This is a genomic window from Actinophytocola sp. NPDC049390 (assembly GCF_044466355.1).
Taxonomy (GTDB): domain Bacteria; phylum Actinomycetota; class Actinomycetes; order Mycobacteriales; family Pseudonocardiaceae; genus Actinophytocola.
In genome coordinates this window covers 1-16,436 of the sequence record NZ_JBITMQ010000035.1, presented here as the reverse complement: position 1 = coordinate 16,436, position 16,436 = coordinate 1, and the positions used below count along the sequence as shown (strand labels likewise).

At 70.7% G+C, this 16,436-nt stretch carries 13 protein-coding genes and 1 pseudogene; 9 read left to right on the top strand and 5 right to left on the bottom strand.

Annotation, left to right across the window (positions count from 1 at the left end):
• From ACIBVP_RS45325 to ACIBVP_RS45305, 5 genes and pseudogenes are all read right to left on the bottom strand, one after another.
• Positions 1-224 (bottom strand): annotated as a pseudogene (locus ACIBVP_RS45325) (hypothetical protein); the annotation flags it as partial.
• Entirely contained in the window at positions 221-742 is a 522-nt protein-coding gene (locus ACIBVP_RS45320) for a VUT family protein (RefSeq protein ID WP_168522284.1), read from the bottom strand. The gene ACIBVP_RS45320 and the pseudogene ACIBVP_RS45325, both read right to left, overlap by 4 nt.
• The gene (locus tag ACIBVP_RS45315; RefSeq protein WP_168522286.1) at positions 739-1,533 is read right to left on the bottom strand and encodes a recombinase family protein; all 795 of its coding nucleotides are present in this window, start codon (positions 1,531-1,533) and stop codon (positions 739-741) included. Before ACIBVP_RS45315 ends, ACIBVP_RS45320 begins: the two co-directional genes overlap by 4 nt.
• Entirely contained in the window at positions 1,530-2,483 is a 954-nt protein-coding gene (locus ACIBVP_RS45310; protein ID WP_168522288.1) for a DNA methyltransferase, read from the bottom strand. The genes ACIBVP_RS45315 and ACIBVP_RS45310 overlap by 4 nt, the downstream gene beginning before the upstream one ends.
• Positions 2,476-3,468 (bottom strand): hypothetical protein, encoded by a 993-nt coding sequence (locus tag ACIBVP_RS45305; RefSeq protein WP_168522290.1) that lies wholly within the window; start codon positions 3,466-3,468, stop codon positions 2,476-2,478. The genes ACIBVP_RS45310 and ACIBVP_RS45305 overlap by 8 nt, the downstream gene beginning before the upstream one ends.
• 542 nt (positions 3,469-4,010) lie before the next feature.
• Between ACIBVP_RS45305 and ACIBVP_RS45300 the strand changes: the two genes are divergently transcribed.
• From ACIBVP_RS45300 to ACIBVP_RS45260, 9 genes are all read left to right on the top strand, one after another.
• Positions 4,011-4,988 carry a hypothetical protein gene (locus tag ACIBVP_RS45300; RefSeq protein ID WP_168522292.1) on the top strand — a complete coding sequence of 326 codons (978 nt, stop codon included), beginning with the start codon at positions 4,011-4,013 and terminating at the stop codon, positions 4,986-4,988.
• A gap of 251 nt (positions 4,989-5,239) precedes the next feature.
• Positions 5,240-5,488, top strand: a complete 249-nt coding sequence (locus ACIBVP_RS45295; RefSeq protein WP_225950548.1) for a pilin — start codon at positions 5,240-5,242, stop codon at positions 5,486-5,488.
• A 3-nt stretch (positions 5,489-5,491) separates the two neighbouring features.
• Entirely contained in the window at positions 5,492-7,582 is a 2,091-nt protein-coding gene (locus ACIBVP_RS45290) for a hypothetical protein (protein WP_396112761.1), read from the top strand.
• The gene (locus tag ACIBVP_RS45285; RefSeq protein ID WP_168524125.1) at positions 7,579-8,814 is read left to right on the top strand and encodes a PrgI family protein; all 1,236 of its coding nucleotides are present in this window, start codon (positions 7,579-7,581) and stop codon (positions 8,812-8,814) included. Before ACIBVP_RS45290 ends, ACIBVP_RS45285 begins: the two co-directional genes overlap by 4 nt.
• Complete coding sequence (locus ACIBVP_RS45280; RefSeq protein WP_396112760.1) at positions 8,811-10,721, top strand: VirB4 family type IV secretion system protein; 1,911 nt, start codon at positions 8,811-8,813, stop codon at positions 10,719-10,721. The genes ACIBVP_RS45285 and ACIBVP_RS45280 overlap by 4 nt, the downstream gene beginning before the upstream one ends.
• Positions 10,722-10,777: 56 nt before the next feature.
• Positions 10,778-11,623, top strand: coding sequence for a hypothetical protein (locus ACIBVP_RS45275; protein WP_396112759.1), 846 nt, complete (start codon positions 10,778-10,780; stop codon positions 11,621-11,623).
• Positions 11,624-11,672: 49 nt separating this feature from the next.
• Positions 11,673-14,216, top strand: a complete 2,544-nt coding sequence (locus ACIBVP_RS45270; RefSeq protein WP_396112758.1) for a type IV secretory system conjugative DNA transfer family protein — start codon at positions 11,673-11,675, stop codon at positions 14,214-14,216.
• Positions 14,217-14,481: 265 nt separating this feature from the next.
• A complete protein-coding gene (locus ACIBVP_RS45265) occupies positions 14,482-15,387 on the top strand; it encodes a replication-relaxation family protein (protein ID WP_396112757.1) in 906 nt (301 codons plus the stop codon).
• 4 nt (positions 15,388-15,391) lie between these two features.
• Positions 15,392-16,360, top strand: a complete 969-nt coding sequence (locus ACIBVP_RS45260; protein WP_168524114.1) for a bifunctional lysozyme/C40 family peptidase — start codon at positions 15,392-15,394, stop codon at positions 16,358-16,360.
• Positions 16,361-16,436 lie beyond the last annotated feature (76 nt).

The window sequence follows — 16,436 nt, the reverse complement described above, 5'->3', positions numbered from 1 at the left end:
ACAACCACTGCGGAAGGCCCAACGAGCCACAACGGAACTGGCATCTGGGTGAAGCAATGAGACGGTTCCAGACAGGCTGGAGAACCGCCGGAGTCGAGCGCCCATTCCGTGATGGCGCGAGGCAGGGTGCGGCGGTGACCGAGGCGCCGGTGCGACACCAGCAGCGGGATGTCCGGCACGCGAGTCAGCCAGATGGGTTGATGGACGCCGAGGTAGAACTTCACGCCGGCACCGCCCTCCGACGAGCGCGGACACCAGCAAGCAGCGCGACCGCCAGGGCCGTGGTGGCGGTCTTCCCGACGAGTTGGCCGGTGAGGTAAGTCAGCGAGCCGAAGGCCAGCGGCAGGAACAGCAGGCTGTCGACGAGCAGCCCAACCGCGTTCGACACACTCACGGCAGCGAGGTGACTCCGGTCGCGCAGCGGGGTGTAGACGGCGAGGTCGACCAGTTCGGAGACGGCGAAAGCCGTGGCGCTGGCGAGCGCGATGCGCGGCTCGGCGACCAGCCCGGACAACGCCGCGCCGAGGGCGATCGCGAGCAGCGTTGTCCGGGTGCCGACAGCGTCCTGCAGGAGGTCCCGGACGGTGAACGCGAGCCCGGCGAGGAGCGCGCCCGCGGGAATGTGCAGGCCCGCGACCGCCACCGCCGGCCAGAGCGTGGTCGCCCAGTTCGCACCCGCGATCGTCGCTGCGTACGCGGCGAACAGGACCACTGCGGCGACGCGCCACCGACGGGTGGTCATGCCGCACTCGGCCGGGTACCGGCCGAGTCCTCCGCGTCGGGCGGACCGTCGGCGGCGCCCGGCTGGGCGCGGCGGAACGTGCGTTCGTCAACCAGTGGCTCGTGCACCTTCGGCGCCGAGGTGACCCACTGCTCGACCGGTGCCGGGCGGCCGGCAACGGTGCGGGCCCAGACCTGGCGCCCGGTGTACTTGACGTTGGTGACGATCCGCCGGACGGCCTTGGCGGTCCACCGCCCGTTGGGCACCGGAGCCGGGTACTGGCGGGGGTCGCTGTTGAGCTGTGCGGCGATGACGGCGAACGTCAGGCCGTGGTCGGCGCGCCAGATGAAGATCTGTTTGACGGCGGCGGCGGTCTGCCAGTCCGGGACAAGGACCGCACGCAGCTTGCTGTGGCCGCTGGGGTCGGTGACCCGGATGCGCAGGGCTCGGTAGCCGTAGGGCGGCGGCCCGATCTGGTAGCCGGCCCGGACGAGTTCGACCATGGCGGCGCGGGCGCGGCGAGTGGTCTCGGCGTGGTGCGCGGCGAGCGCGGCCCACTGGATCCGGTTGCCGCGAGCGTCAACCAGTTCGTCGTCACCGGGCTGGTCGTCCGCGTCGACTTCGGTGTCGACGGCAGAGCCACCCGGCTGACTTGTCCACAGGTTTGTCCACAGGCGGGACCACCACGGTGGACGGATCTCGGCCACCGGTGTGCCGGGGCACTGGTGCCGGGCGGCGGCACGGAGGGCGGCGCGCTTGCGGCGGAACTCGGGGTGCCAGCCGCACTCGCGGCAGTACAGGCGGGTGGTCATGCCGCTCGCCTCCAGCCGGGGTAGGTGACGCCGTTGACGGCGGGCCGGATGACGTCGTCCTCGGTCGGCCACGGGATGCCGGCTGCCGTCGCGGCGGCGAGTTCGGTGTCGTGGGCGAGTTGGAGGACGAGCACCTCGTGGTGAACGGTGAGCGCGGTCGGCGCACCGGCGGCGCGGGCTCGGGCAGCGGCGCGACGTTCGGCGAGTGAGGCTCGGGTGACTAGTCGGCTGCCGCGCAGTCCGGCGGTCAGCGCGATGCACCGCTCGACCGGCGCCAGCCCGGCAGCGGTGGCGGCGGCGATGAGCGGACTGGTCAGGTCAACCAGCGAACCGTTCGGGTGCCGGAGAGGTCGCGCGATGACGGCGACGTGCCCGCCGGAGCGCAGCAGCGGCTCGCAGTAGAGCAGCGTCGTGGCGAGGTCGGCGAGGGCGGACTCGACCGGGTCGCGGTCCGGACCGTTCGCCTGGTCGTTGGGGTCGGCTGGCGCGGTGCGCAGGGCGGTCAGGACGAGTCCGACTCGCCCGATCAACCCGGCGGCCCGGACGGTCGCGAGGACTTTCGGCCGGGCGTCGAGGACCGAGCCGTCGCGCCAGGCGCCCGCGGTCTTGGCGGCGGTGACGTTGGCGCGAGCCAGCGTCCACCACCGGCTGCGGGCGGTCAATCCGAGCGCGTGACGGCCGGCGCGCAGCGCCTCCACGAGGGCGGTGCCCGCGCCGCAGTCGGGGTCGAGAACGAGGTCGCCGGGACGGGTGTAGAGGGCGATCGCGTGGGCGGCGACGGCGGGCGGAATCCGCTCGGTGTCGGTCTCGGTGCCGGGCACACAGCCGGCGTCGCGCAGTTGCGCGAGCGGGTCACGCTGGCCGGTGGGCCAGACCGACAGCGGCGGCATCGGCGGCTCCTCCCCCGGCGGCAGGGGGAGCGGCCAGGGCGACGTCGGACGGTCAGTCATCGGAGGTCTCCTCCCCGTCGGCGGCGTCGGTCAGGGCCGGTTGGCGGGCGAACACCAAGAGGTCCTCATGCACCTGGGTGTGCCGAGCGGGGGTCGCGAGCGGTCGCGTTGGACCCTGCGGTCGGGGGTGCGGGGCCGGGGTCGCGACCGCGAGCGCGCCGTCGCGGACGGGGACGCGCAGCAGGGCGATGCGATCGAGGTAGCGCAGCCCGGTGCGGTGCGCGGCGCGCACCAGCGAGCCGGCGGGGTCGGTGAGCCGATCACGGGAACGGTCACCGTGAGTGATGACGGCGAGGGTGCCGGTCGGGGTGAGCAGACCGGCCCAGTCGGCGGGTCGGAACCAGTCGAGGGTGCGCGGGTCGGCCGCGGTGATGACGAGGTCGTAGCGGTCCGGACCGACGCCGGTTGCAGTCGGATCGGATCCGGTCCGGCGGTCTGTCGACGGCCCGTCGGACTGGTCGGTGGTCGGACTGTCGGGGTTCGGTCGGGGTCCGGACTCGGACTCGACTGCCGCGGCACCGGCGGGTTCGTCGACCGGGTCGGGGTGTGCGACGGCGGTCTGGGTTTGGACGCCGCGGCCGAGTCGGACCACGGTCCAGCCCGCTTCGTGCAGTCCGGCATACGGACCGGGCCGAGACTGGCTGCGGCTCCCAGTTGGTGACCACGACGCGGACGGCGCGAGGTAGGGCGCGGGGTCGAGCAGAAGCACCCGTTGGCCGGGCTGGGTGTAGGTGGTGACGAGCTTGATGACCGCGGTCAGCAGCCAGTTGGCGAGCAGCCCGGTGCCTTCACGAAGGTCGTCCTGAGCGCACGGCCAGACGGTGCTCGGCCGGGCCGGACGCGGATGGCGCAGCGTGAGGCGCAGGGCACGCAGACGCGGTGTTCGCCGCCGCTGCGGGAGCGGGATCGGGACGGTCGGTGGGTCGGTCGGGCCGTGCTCCTGGGAGCCGTCTCCTGGTGAGCCGTTGCCGTGTGTCGGGGTCATCGCGGGTCTCCTCCGACGAGGGGGTGCTGTGCGTTCTGACGCCCCTTAACTCCGTATTTCGACCCCGTTTTGGACACGCCTCGTCAAATTTCTCTGCATCACAACTGCCCGCGTTGCTCGCACCTCGAAAGGACTCGAACAGTTCTGTTAAAGCCGTGGTTTGAGAGCCGCCGGTTCGGTCACTCCGGGCTCGCCCAGAACCGCCCGCTGGACTGGCCTGGGAAAAATTTTTCAAGATTTTTCGGCTGCGACGGTTGATCTTCAATCCTGGCGCCCTCTGACGCCCTGTGCGACTACTAGTGCTGTACTAGCGGGTGACTATAACCGCAGGTAATCAGCTACTAGAGTTGATCAAGGGGCCTGCTGCGCGGGGCTGGTTTGTTGATCTTGATCGACCCCGCTCGCGGGGCGAAATAGTAGTTCGCTAGTAGTCTCGGCGCGGTTTGCTAGTTGGGGCCTAGTAATGCCGTGGTATTTCCGTGGTATCGGTCGTGGCTTCCTGACGTCGTTGTTGTTCGCATCGACGCCGTGGGAGTCATGACATGGCAGCACAATCCGTTTTTCGTCGCCGTGGCGACGAGGTTGTCCCGAACTCGTTGGATATCGCGCGGGACACGTTTACCTGGCTGGTGACCGGGCCGCATCCGGTGTCGCTGAACGGCCGGCTCTTCCCCGGTCTGCCCGACCGGTACCTCCCGCTGGACGAGGTCCGCGACCGGCTGCTGGCGCGCCGGTGCCCGCAGGCGACGCGGGACGCGGTGTGGGCGCATCTGGTGCTGCGCTCCCGGACTGAAGGAGCGACCTGGACTGTCGCCGCGGTCGGTGTCGCACTGCCCGCGCTGACCTCGGTCGCGGCCACCTTGTCCGATCGGTTTGCCGGCGATCCGGCCGATGTTCACGCCGAGGTGTTGCGCGGCTTCCTGACCGCGTTGTCGACCATCGATCTGCGTCCGCCGCGGATCATGCTGCGGCTGCGGTGGGCCGCGTACCGGTCCGGATATGACGCGCTCGCCGAGGCGCTGGCGGGTCCGACTCCGGTCGCGCCGGGCTTCCGGTCAACCCCGCCGCACACGCCGTGGGGGCATCCGGATCTGGTCCTCGCTCGCGCGGTCGCGGACGGAGTCCTGACCCAGACCGAGGCCGCGCTGATCGGTGCAACCCGGTTGGAAGAGGTGCCCGTCGCGGACTGGGCCGCGACGCACCAGACCGGCGAGTGGGCGGTCTACAAGACGCGCAAACGCGCCGAGCTCCGGCTCGCCGCGTACCTGCGCGACGGCGCCGCCGAGACCGATCCGACCGACCCGCTGACCGACCAGGTGGCCACTGCGGTGGCCCTGGCGCGCCCGGTCACGTCGGTCAGCGACTTGCCACGGTCGTCACTGTCCGTGTCCGTCGCCCAGGTCGGATCAGGGCAGAAAGTTCAGGGTCGCGTGTCCAAAACGGACGCGAAATCCGGAGTTCAGGGCTGCGGGACACACCCGCGCTCAGCCCGACCTTCGGAGGTGCCCCAATGCGCCTGATCGATCGTTTCCTTCCCGCCGCGAGCGGGCCGCGTCGCCCCGGTCTCGACGGCAATCCGCAGCCGCCGGCCCAGCCCGTGCAGGAGCGCACGCCGGACGAGCACACCGGCACCGAGCCGTCGAATGCTCCGATCATTACGCCGGAGGACTGGACTCCGCTCCGTCCCCGGCGGTGGTCGCACGTGGTGCTGATCGTCGAGCTGGCGATCCTCGCGCTGCTGGCGTCGGCGTCGTCGGCGCACGCCGACACGATGGTCGTCGCCCTCGCGGACTCGGTGACCACGGTCCTGAACAACGTCCGCAACTGGATCATGGGCATCTTGGCCGGTCTGGCCACGGTGTTCCTGTCCATCGGCGGCGTCCGCTACGTGATGGGCGGCGGCGACCCCGGCGAGGTCGAGAAGGCCAAGACCGCCTTCAAGAGCGCGGGGTGGGGCTACGGCCTGGCGGCGCTCGCGCCGCTGGTCGTGGAGATCCTCAAAGGGATCGTGGGGGCCTGACCGATGGCCGTCAGCACCCCGCCCACGGTGCGCCCGTACCGCCGGTCCGGCGGCCCGGTCGCGACCGCTGCCGCCGCAGACCGAGCGATGCTCTCCCCGGTCCGCGACGCCAGCGCCGACCGGCCGCCGGCTGGTCGGCCGCGGCGCTGGCGCGCGGGCTGGATGCTGGCGCTGAGCATCGTCGTGCTCCTGGTCGGCGCCCTCGCGGTCAGCGCCTGGGCTTCGCCCGCCGCGCCGCAGCAACCCCCGCCGCAACCGCCGCTGCCGATCCCGACGGTGGATCCGTGCACGCCGAATTCGCCGCTGCCGGTCTGCCAGTTGCCGGCGCCGACGACGACCAAGCCCCTGCCCACCGCGCCACTGCCCATCCCGACCGAGGTGCCGGCTCCGACGACATGCACCTTCCCCGGCCAGGTCGGCTGCACCTCGTCTACACCGACCACGACGCCGAGCAAGCCGTGCACGGGTGAGGACTGCATCCCGCAGCCGACGACACCGCCACCGAGCACCGGCCCGCAGCAGCCCGGCAACGGCAGCGGCGACAGCGACTCCGACTGCGGGATCACCGACATCGGCGCCTGCATCACCGAGGCCATCAACTCGGCGTTCCGCAGCGTCGTCGATGCCGCGCTCTCGCCGATCCTGGAGCTGATCGGCCACACCGCGTTGTCCACGCCGACGATCAGCGATCTGCCTGGCATCGGCGAGTTGTGGAACAACTCCTGGGAGCTCGTGGTCGCCGCCTACGGCCTGCTCATCCTCCTCGGCGGCATCCTCGTGATGGGCCACGAGAGTGTCCAGGCGCGCTACTCGATCAAGGAGATCGGGCCCCGGATCCCGATCGCGTTCATCGCCTCGGCGCTGTCGCTGTTCTTCACCGACAAGCTGATCCGACTGGCCAACGGCCTGACCCTGGGCATCCTCGGCGACGGAGTCAACGCGCCCTCGCTGGGCAACACCCTCAAGGACGCCGTCGCCGGCATCCAGACCGGCGGACTGTTCATCATCCTGGTCGGCCTGGTGCTCGTCGTGGTCGGCCTGGGCCTGCTGGTCGTCTACGTGGTCCGGATCGTCATCACCCTCGTCCTGATCATCTCGGGCCCTCTGTTCCTGATGTTCCACGCGCTGCCGCACACCGACCCGCTGGCTCGCTGGTGGTGGAAGGCGCTCACCGCGACGCTGTCGATCCAGGTCGCTCAGGCGCTGGTGCTGATCACCGCGGTACGTACGTTCCTGTCCGGCGGTGTGAATCTGTTCGGCTCGACGCTGTCCGCGCTCGGCACGCTGGTCGCCGCGATCGCCTTGTTCTTCATCCTGTTCAAGATCCCGTTCTGGTTGTTGAAGGCGGTCAAGGTCAGCAACGGCCGCTCGTTCCTCGGCGGTCTGGCCCGCGCCTACATCGCGGCGAAGACCTTCGGCATGGTCGCCGGGAAGACCGGCGCGTTCGGCAAGGTCGGCGGCGCCGTCGGTGCGAAGAGCGGCGGGGGCGGTGGCGGCGGTGGGGGCCGCGGTGGCGGTGGGTCGGCGGACCCGCCGTGGCCCGCGCAGCCGCGCCTCGCGCCCACCCCGGAGATGGTCAACAAGCGGCTCAAGGCGGCCCATGACGCCGAGCGCGCCCGCGCGGCCCGCCGGTCGCGGCTGCCGTCGCAGGCGCCGCAGTTCCTGCAGCCCTCACCTCAAGACACCACTCACGACCCCGCCGTCACCCCGGCGAACCAGGGACCAGCCATGCCTCCTGAGTTCAGTTCCGCACCCACGCCCGCCACGCCGATCTCACCGCCGCGGCGGGGACCTCGGCCCGGATCGGCGCCGCAGTTCCAAGCCGCTGGAGGGCCACGTCGACGCGGCGCCACCCCACCGCCGGCCCGCCCGATCCGCACCGCGTCGGTGCCCCCGCAGTTGCAGTTCCGGCCCGCCACGCCACCCGCGCCGGAGCCGTCGTCGCCACTCAGGTCGGCGTCCGCTCCTGCCGCGCCGGTGTTCCGGCAAGCCCAGCCCGAGCCGCGCATCGGGGACGCCTACCGGCGCACCCAATCGGTTCCGCCGCCGGTGTTCCGCGCGCCGAAACCTGCTCCAGGAGGTGAAGGGAAATGAGTCAGCCGGTAAGGATTCCCGCCGACGTCGATCGCGAGGACCGCGTCATCGGTCCGCTGACCGCGCGGCAGCTGCTCATCCTCGCCGTCACCGGGATCGTGCTGTACGGGGCGTACACGCTCACCCGCGAGTTCGTGCCGCTGGTGGCGTTCCTCATCGTCGCCATCCCGATCGGGGTGACCGCCGCGTTCCTCGCGCTCGGGCAGCGCGACGGCATTCCCCTCGACCGGTTGGTGCTGGCGGCGCTGCGGCAGCGGTTGAGCCCGCAGCACCGGGTGGCCGCGCCGGAAGACATCCGGCCCGTCCCCGAGTGGCTGGGCAGCCAGGTAGCGAACACCAGCAGCACGGGCCGCGCCAAGCGGAAGGACAGCGCAGGCGGCGCGGATGCCGCGGCATCGACGGTCTCGCCGGCCGCGCTGCGGCTGCCCGCCGAAGCGGTCACCGACACCGGTGTCATCGACCTCGGGAAGGACGGCGTCGCCGTGGTCGCGGTCTGCTCCACGATCAACTTCGGGCTGCGCACTCCGGCCGAGCAGGAGTCCCTCGTCGCCTCCTTCGGGCGGTACCTGCACAGCTTGACGGCACCGGTGCAGGTGCTGGTGCGGGCGGAGCGGCTGGACCTGTCCGGGCAGATCGCCGAGCTCCGCGAGCAGGCCGGCGGGCTGCCGCACCCGGCGCTGGAACGGGCGGCGCGCGAGCACGCCGAGTACCTCGACCAGCTCGGCCGCGCCACCGACCTGCTGCGCCGCCAGGTCCTGCTGATCCTGCGTGAGCCGCTGCTGACCACGGGGCCGGCCGACGGGCTCGGCGGCGCCTCACCGCTGGCCGCGTTGACGGCGAAACGCCGGGCCGCCAAGCAGGCCACCTTGGTCGACGACGCCACCCGGCGCGCGGCCGAAGCCCGGCTGGTTCGCCGGCTCGGCGAGGCGGTCGAGCTGCTGTCCCCGTCGGGGATCGTGGTCACCCCGCTGGACGCCGGACAGGCCACCGCGGTGCTCGCCGCGGCCTGCAATCCCGACAGCGTGATTCCGCCGAACTCCCGTCTCGCCGGCTCGGACGAGGTCATCACGACCGCCCCGGACGAGGGCTGGGACGCAGGTGCGTTCGGCCGCGCCGCGTTCCCCACCGACGGCGAGTTCGGCGAGGCCGAGGACGCCTGGGACGACGGCTTCGACGACACCGCCGAGGACCCCGACGACTACGCCAACTCCGCGGGGAGGTACCGCCGATGAAGACCACAGCCAAGCGCCGCGGCCGGAAGACCCAGGCCGTGCAGCCGCCGCTCGGGCGGGCCAGCGCGTTCACCCCGGACGCCATCTCCGTGCGCCCCCGCGCGCTGGAAGTCGGCGGCGAATGGGTCGCCAGCTTCGCCGTCGTCGGCTACCCGCGCGAGGTCCACCCCGGTTGGTTGCAGCCGCTGCTGACCTACCCCGGACGTGTCGACGTCTCGTTGCACATCGAGCCGATCGACCCGGTCACCGCCACGAACAGGCTCAAGAAGCAGCTGTCGAAACTGGAGTCCGGCAGGCGGCACACGAGCGAGAAAGGACGGTTGATCGACCCGCACGTCGAAGCCGCCACCGAGGACGCCTACGACCTGTCCGCCCGAGTCGCTCGCGGCGAAGGCAAGCTCTACCGGCTCGGGCTGTACCTGACCGTGCACGCCCCCACCGAGGAAGCCCTCGGCGATGAGGTCGCGGCGATCCGGTCGCTGGCGGCGTCGCTGCTGCTGGACTGCAAACCGACCACGTACCGCAGCCTGCAGGGCTGGATCACCAGCCTGCCCATGGGTCTCGATCTGGTCGGCATGCGCAGGACGTTCGACACCAGTGCGCTGTCCGCGGCGTTCCCGTTCACCTCGCCCGACCTGCCGCCGCCGGACCCGACCTCGGTCGGTGCGCCCAGCGGTGTGCTCTACGGCTTCAACGTCGGCAGCCAGGGCCTCGTGCATCACGACCGGTTCGCGCTGGACAACCACAACAGCGTGATCCTCGGCCGCTCCGGCGCGGGCAAGAGCTACCTGGTGAAGCTGGAGTTGCTGCGGTCGCTGTACCGCGGGATCGAGATCCACGTCATCGACCCCGAGGACGAATACGCCCGGCTGGCCGCCGCGGTCGGCGGGACGTACGTGCACCTCGGCGCCGAGCAGGTCCGGCTCAACCCGATGGACCTGCCGATCCACACCCGCCCGGACGGGCGCCGCACCGCGCCGCGCGACGCACTCATCCGACGCAGTCTGTTCCTGCACACGGTGATCTCGGTGCTGCTGGGCAGCGAGCTCGAAGCGACCGAACGGGCGGCGCTGGACCGGGCCATCACCGCGACCTATCAGCGCGTGGGGATCACCTCGGATCCGCGGACCTGGACCCGCCCGGCGCCACTGCTGGCCGACCTCGCCGAGGTCCTCGCCGACACCGGTGACCCCGCCGGGGTCGAGGTCGCGGCACGGCTGCACCCGTACGTCAACGGCGCGTTCTCCGGACTGTTCTCCGGCCCGACCTCGACCCGCCCGGAGGGACACCTGGTGATGTTCTCGCTGCGGGATCTCGCCGACGAACTCAAGCCGATCGGCACGCTGCTCACCCTCGACGCGGTCTGGCGGCAGGTCTCCAACCCGGCCATCCGCAAGCCCAGGCTGGTCGTGGTCGACGAGGCGTGGCTGCTGATGAAGGAACCCGCCGGTGCCGAGTTCTTGTTCCGAATGGCCAAGGCAAGCCGCAAGCAGTGGGCGGGCCTCACGGTCGCCACCCAGGACACCGCGGACGTGCTGGGTTCGGACCTGGGCAAAGCCGTCGTCGCGAACGCAGCGACGCAGATCCTGCTGCGGCAAGCCTCCCAGGCGATCGACGAGATCACCCGCACCTTCGACGTGTCCATGGGTGAGCGCCAGTTCCTGCTCTCCGCCGACCGTGGTCAGGGGCTCCTGTCGACCGGCACGCAGCGGGTGGCGTTCCAGTCCATCGCCTCGCCGGTCGAGCACGAGTTGGTCACGTCCAACCCCGCGGAAATCGCCGGATATTCCGACACCGCGTCGGGAATCGAGAACTCCTTCGTCGAACTCGGCGCAGACGACACCGCGGGAATCGCGGACTCGTTCGACGACGGCGACGCGTCGCAGATCGAACTCGACGCCGCCTGATCACCCTCATCGCAAGCGCTAATCCGTTCATATCGAATCGCACTCAGGGGATACCCATGTCTACGTCACTGCCCATTTCCGCCACAGTCCGCCGGCCCGCTCGGCTCCTGACGCAAAACAGCGAGATGCGCCAGATTGGCGTGTGGAACTGGTCGCTGCCCGCCTGGGCCGGGCGACTGCCCGATGGTCGTACCTACAACACCTGTCCCAGCGCCGGAATCTGCGCCCAGGCGTGCTACGCGCGGCACGGCGCCTACACCTGGCCGGTCGTTCGTGCCAAGCATCAGGCGAACCTCACCTACGTCCTCGACGACCTGGCCGGCTGGCAGGCTGCGATGGTCGCCGAGCTCGGCGCGACCAAGTTCCGCGGCGTGTGGATCAGGATTCACGACAGCGGCGATTTCTTTTCCGACTCCTATCTTCAGGCATGGCTGGATATCTGCCGGGCGCGCCCCGACACGAGTTTCTACGCCTACACCAAGGAGGTGTCTCGATTCCGGGCGCTCGTCGAGCCTGACCCGCCGCCGAATTTTCTGTGGGTCTACTCCTACGGCGGGACACAGGATGCCGCCCTGAACCCTGCCGTCGATCGGGTCGCGGATGTGTTTCCCGACGAGTCCGCGATCGCCGAGGCGGGCTGGGCCTCGCAGGAAGCCAGCGACCTGCTCGCGGTCCTGGGCCCGCGGCTGGTCGGGGTGCCGGCCAACCGCGGGCCCGCCTACCTCAAGCGGCTGGCCGGGCGCCGGTTCTCCGAGTGGCAAGCCGAGGTCGACGCCGAACGCGCCACCCGCCGAGGCCGCCGGCACCTGCGGCTCGTCGTCGACAACACCCGCTCCGACCGCCGCCAGCCGCCCACGGCCGAGCCCAGCTCGATGCCGGGCGACCAGCCACGGGCGGCCTGACCGCCGCTCGCGCCCGTCCCGTCGACCGCTTTGCGTGGGGAGGTCCCCGATGTCCTGGCCAATCACCACCACACCCCTGTCCATCCTGGTCCCTCCGCGGGTCGAGCAGACCGCGGAGGTCCTCGCCTCACCGGTCGGCGACTACCTGCGTGACCCGCTCGGCGCGTTCCAGAACGTGCTGGCGCACCTGCGCGATCTCGCCCTGACGTGGGGCCCGATCGTCGGGCCGGTGCTCGCGGTCGCCGTCACCGCTGCGGTCATCGCGCGGCGCCGGTGGCGCCGCCGCTACCACCAGCGCTTGATGACCGACGCCCGCGTGGTCACTGTGCTCGCGCCGCCCACGGTTGACCCCACGGGCGCGATCACGGTGTGGTCCAACCTCGTCGGCCTGCTGCGTCCCGGATGGCTGCGCCGCTTCGGCGGGCAGCCGCACCTGGCATTCGAGCTGACATTCACCGACGACGGCGTGCAGATCGGCCTGTGGGTACCCGGCCTGGTGCCACCCGGCATGGTCGAACGCGCGATCGAGGCCGCCTGGCCCGGCGCGCACACTCGCACCACCCCCGCCAAGCCGCCGATCCCGACCACGGCGGCAGCGGGCCGGCGCGTCGAAGCGGTCGGCGGCGAGCTGCGGCTGGCGCGCTCGGAAGCGCTGCCGATCCGCACCGAGCACCCGGCCGACCCGATCCGGGCGATGCTCGGCGCACCGGTCGGGCTCGGCCCGCACGAGCGCGCCTGCGTGCAGATCCTCGCCCGCCCCGTCGCCGGCCACCGCGTGACCAAGGCCCGGCGAGCGGCCCGGCGGGTGCACGCGGGCGGCTCGGTCCACCTGGTCGGCCGGTTGCTCGACGTCATCACGCCGGGCAAGACCCCGAAGCCGTCGGCCAGCACGCGGACACCGGGACTGGATCGGCAGACCAGCCTGGAGTACGCCGCCCAGGACCGCGCGGTCGTGGAGAAGCTACGGGCGAACCAGTTCGAGACCCGCATCCGCTACGCCGTGGCCACCACCGTGCCCGAGGACGCCACCTCGGGCGAGGTCCAGGCGGTGCGGGAGGTGCTGCGGGGCCGCGGGCACGCGATCGCCTCGGCGTTCGCCGCCTACTCCGAGCACAACTACTACCGCCGGGTCCGGCTGCGCCGCGACCCGGTCCAGGTCCTGGCCGAACGCCGACTCGACAAGGGGGACCTGCTCTCAATCCCCGAGCTGGCCGCGATCGCGCACCTGCCGATCGACGAATCCACCCCTGGCCTGCAGCGGGCCGGCGCGAAAGCCGTGCCACCCCCGCCGGGCATCGCCACGGCCGGCGAGCAGATCAAACCGCTCGGGCTGTCGGACTCCGGGCACTCCCGTCCGGTCGGCCTGCACGTCGCCGACGCCCGCCACCACCTGCACATCCTCGGCGCCACCGGCTCCGGCAAGTCCGAGCTGATGGCCCGGATGATCCTGGCCGACGCCGAGGCCGGCCGCGGCGTCGTCGTGGTCGACCCCAAGGGAGACCTCGTCTCCGACATCCTCATGCGCCTGCCCGAGGAACTCGGCGAGAAAGTGGTGCTCTTCGACGCAGACTCCCGAGCCCGACCGCCAGTGCTCAACCCCCTGGAAGGTGCTGACAAGGCCCGCGCGGTCGACAACCTCGTCAGCATCTTCTCCCGGATCTACGCCTCCTCCTGGGGGCCGCGCACCGACGACATCCTCCGCGCCGGGCTGCTCACGCTGACCGCGATGCCCGGCACGCCGACCCTGGTCGACCTGCCCAAGCTGCTCACCGTGCCAGCGTTCCGGCAACGAGCCTGCGACCAGATCGACGACGAGGTCCTCAAAGGCTTCTGGTCCTGGTACGACGACCTGTCCGAAGCCAGCCGCGCGCAAGTGATCGCGCCGCTGATGAACAAGGTCCGTGGATTCCTGCTGCGTCCCTTCGTCCGCGCCGCCATCGCCGGTGGTCAGTCCACAGTGGACATGGACGAGGTGCTCAACACCGGCGGCATCTGCCTGGTGCGCATCGCTCGCGACGCACTGGGGATGGAAACCGCGCGGCTGGTCGGCTCCATCGTCGTGGCGCGCACCTGGCAGGCCGCGACTCGCCGAGCTCGCGTACCGCAGCGTCAACGCCGCGATTGCGGGCTGTACGTGGACGAGTGTCACAACTTCTTGAACTTGGCCTATCCGTTGGAGGACATGCTCGCCGAGGCCCGTGGTTACCGGCTCTCCATGGCGTTGGCGCACCAGTACCTCGGGCAGCTACCGAAGGAGCTCGAAGAGGGCATCAGCACCAACGCTCGCAGCAAGATCTTCTTCAACGCCAGTCCCGAGGACGCCAAACGCCTGGCACGGCACACAATGCCGCGGCTTTCTGATCACGACCTGTCCAACCTCGGTGTCTATCACGTGGCCGCCCGGCTCGTCCTGGGTGGCGAGGAAGCGCCGCCGTTCACCGCGGTGACCGAGAAACTCCCGCCCGCGATTCCCGGACGCGCCAAGGCGATCCGCAAAGCTGCCAGGGTCAACACGCGCCCGCCCGTCACCGACGCCGACGGCGCAACGCGCCGCGCGGATCAGCCCACTGTGGACCCGCGCCGCGCGGCCTGACCCGGCAGGTCTCGTTCTCCCGCAACGCATGCGGGCTCACCTACTGCGCTCGCCCGCTCCGGTGATGCCCGGATGCGTTGCCCTTCGCCTTCCCCAATTCCGGCCAACGCCTGGGAGGTGCCTACCCATGATCTCGAATCCCACGCCTCAGAGGGCATTGCGCGGGCACATGCCTCAGCGCCCCACGCCACGGGCGGCCACTACCGGGGAGCACCACGCCCAGCTCGCCGGGCGGCTCACCCTCCGGGACCGGTGGCTGGCCCGGATGCTGCACGAACACAAGGTCTTCACCACCCAGCAGATCGTCGAGCTCTGTTACCCCACCATGCGCGCGGCCAACCACCGCCTGCTGGACCTGTTCAAGTGGCGCGTCGTCGACCGCTTCCAGCCGTTCGTCAGCTCCGGCACCGCACCGATGCACTACGTCCTCGACATCGCCGGCTCCGTGGCGCTCGCCTACGAGGACGGTCTGGACCCCAAACAACTCGGCTATCGCCATGAAGACGCCATCGGCATCGCCCACTCCCTGCGACTCGCGCACACCGTGGGCGTCAACGGCTTCTTCACCACCCTCGTCGCGCTCAGTCGGGAGCCCGGTGCCCGCGGACGCCTGACCGCGTGGTGGTCCGAACTGCGCTGCGGTCGGCTCTTCGGCGACATGGTCCGCCCCGACGCCTACGGCCGCTGGCGCGAAGACGGCCACCAGATCGAGTTCTTCCTCGAATTCGACTTCGGCACCGAGGACCTCGGCAAGCTTGGCCGCAAGCTGCACGGCTACGAAAAGCTCGCCACCGCAACAGGAATCACCACACCAGTCCTGGTGTGGCTGCCCACCAACCGCCGCGAAACCACCGCGCGCCGAGCACTCGCCGACGCACTGTCCCAGTTGGACCGGCCAGCGCTCGTGCCCGTAGCCACCAGCGCCGCAGATGTCGCAGGCGTGGCCGGCGAGGACAACCCCGCAGCGGCGCGCTGGTTGCCGATCTCCGGTCCGGCATCGCGACGACCGGGCCGGGCGCGTCTTGTCGAGCTCGCGCGGCTCTGGCCCCACGTCGACCCGCCCACCGCGGCGCCGTCCTCGACCTCGCCCCAGGCGCAGCAGGCGCCCGCGGAACGGGCCGCGCCGGACCCGCTCCCGCCACCCCTTCCCACCAGCCGCTTCCGGAGGTGACCCCATGAAAATCGCCGTTGCCGCTGTCGCGGCCATCATCGCCGTCCCCATCCTCATCGGAGGTGTCGGCAAAGCCATCGTCAGTGCGCTGTTCGGCACCGGTGGCACCGAACCGAGCCAGGCCGCGATCGCCGAGATCCCCAACGACTACCTGTCGCTCTACCGTGCAGCAGCCTCCGTGTGCCCAGGGCTGGACTGGACGATCCTCGCCGCGATCGGCGATGCCGAATCCAAGCACGGCCGCGGATCCGGCGAAGGCATCACCGAAGGCGAGAACTACATGGGAGCCGGCGGCCCCATGCAGTTCCTCAAGCCCACCTTCGACGGCGTCATCGCACGCCACACGATCCCACCCGGCGGCTCGAACCCGCCCTCCCGCTACAACCCACACGACGCCATCTACGCCGCCGCGTTCTACCTGTGCGACTCAGGCGCCCAGAAGGACATCCGCAAGGCCCTGTTCGCCTACAACCATGACGAAGACTACGTCAACGGCGTTCTGGCACAAGCAAAACGCTACGGCACCGCCACCGTCGGCACCGGCGACTGCAACAAAATCCAGGCACCCAACCCGGCCGCGATCATGGCGATCAACTTCGCCTGCGGCCAGCTCGGCCTCCCGTACGTCTGGGGTGGCAACGGACCAGCCGGCGGCCATGCCGGCTTCGACTGCTCTGGCCTCACCAAGGCCGCGTACAACGCCGCCGGCATCAACCTGCCCCGGACAGCCCAGACGCAGTACAACGCCGGTCCGCTGGTGCCCGCGGGGCAGCCGCTGCTTCCCGGCGACCTGGTCTTCTACGGCACGCCAGGCAACGTCCACCACGTCGGCCTGTACATCGGCGCAGGGAAGATGGTGCACGCCCCGACGTTCGGCGAGCCGGTCCAGGTCAGCAACTACCGCTGGAACGGGGACGACTATCTCGCGGCCAGCCGCCCCACCGGCGATGCTCGTGTAGGTTCTCATGTTTGATTTCATTTTCTCACTGATTTTTCGTCGGTCTTTCGTATGTGAAAGATCGATGAGAAGTCGGACGGTCGAGTCGCCC

Excerpts from the sequence above, each read along its gene's own strand:
- ACIBVP_RS45320 (WP_168522284.1), bottom strand. The coding sequence starts at position 742 with ATGACCACCCGTCGGTGGCGCGTCGCCGCAGTGGTCCTGTTCGCCGCG.
- ACIBVP_RS45315 (WP_168522286.1), bottom strand. The coding sequence starts at position 1,533 with ATGACCACCCGCCTGTACTGCCGCGAGTGCGGCTGGCACCCCGAGTTC.
- ACIBVP_RS45310 (WP_168522288.1), bottom strand. The coding sequence starts at position 2,483 with ATGACTGACCGTCCGACGTCGCCCTGGCCGCTCCCCCTGCCGCCGGGG.
- ACIBVP_RS45305 (WP_168522290.1), bottom strand. The coding sequence starts at position 3,468 with ATGACCCCGACACACGGCAACGGCTCACCAGGAGACGGCTCCCAGGAG.
- ACIBVP_RS45300 (WP_168522292.1), top strand. The coding sequence starts at position 4,011 with ATGGCAGCACAATCCGTTTTTCGTCGCCGTGGCGACGAGGTTGTCCCG.
- ACIBVP_RS45295 (WP_225950548.1), top strand. The coding sequence starts at position 5,240 with ATGGTCGTCGCCCTCGCGGACTCGGTGACCACGGTCCTGAACAACGTC.
- ACIBVP_RS45290 (WP_396112761.1), top strand. The coding sequence starts at position 5,492 with ATGGCCGTCAGCACCCCGCCCACGGTGCGCCCGTACCGCCGGTCCGGC.
- ACIBVP_RS45285 (WP_168524125.1), top strand. The coding sequence starts at position 7,579 with ATGAGTCAGCCGGTAAGGATTCCCGCCGACGTCGATCGCGAGGACCGC.
- ACIBVP_RS45280 (WP_396112760.1), top strand. The coding sequence starts at position 8,811 with ATGAAGACCACAGCCAAGCGCCGCGGCCGGAAGACCCAGGCCGTGCAG.
- ACIBVP_RS45275 (WP_396112759.1), top strand. The coding sequence starts at position 10,778 with ATGTCTACGTCACTGCCCATTTCCGCCACAGTCCGCCGGCCCGCTCGG.
- ACIBVP_RS45270 (WP_396112758.1), top strand. The coding sequence starts at position 11,673 with ATGTCCTGGCCAATCACCACCACACCCCTGTCCATCCTGGTCCCTCCG.
- ACIBVP_RS45265 (WP_396112757.1), top strand. The coding sequence starts at position 14,482 with ATGCTGCACGAACACAAGGTCTTCACCACCCAGCAGATCGTCGAGCTC.
- ACIBVP_RS45260 (WP_168524114.1), top strand. The coding sequence starts at position 15,392 with ATGAAAATCGCCGTTGCCGCTGTCGCGGCCATCATCGCCGTCCCCATC.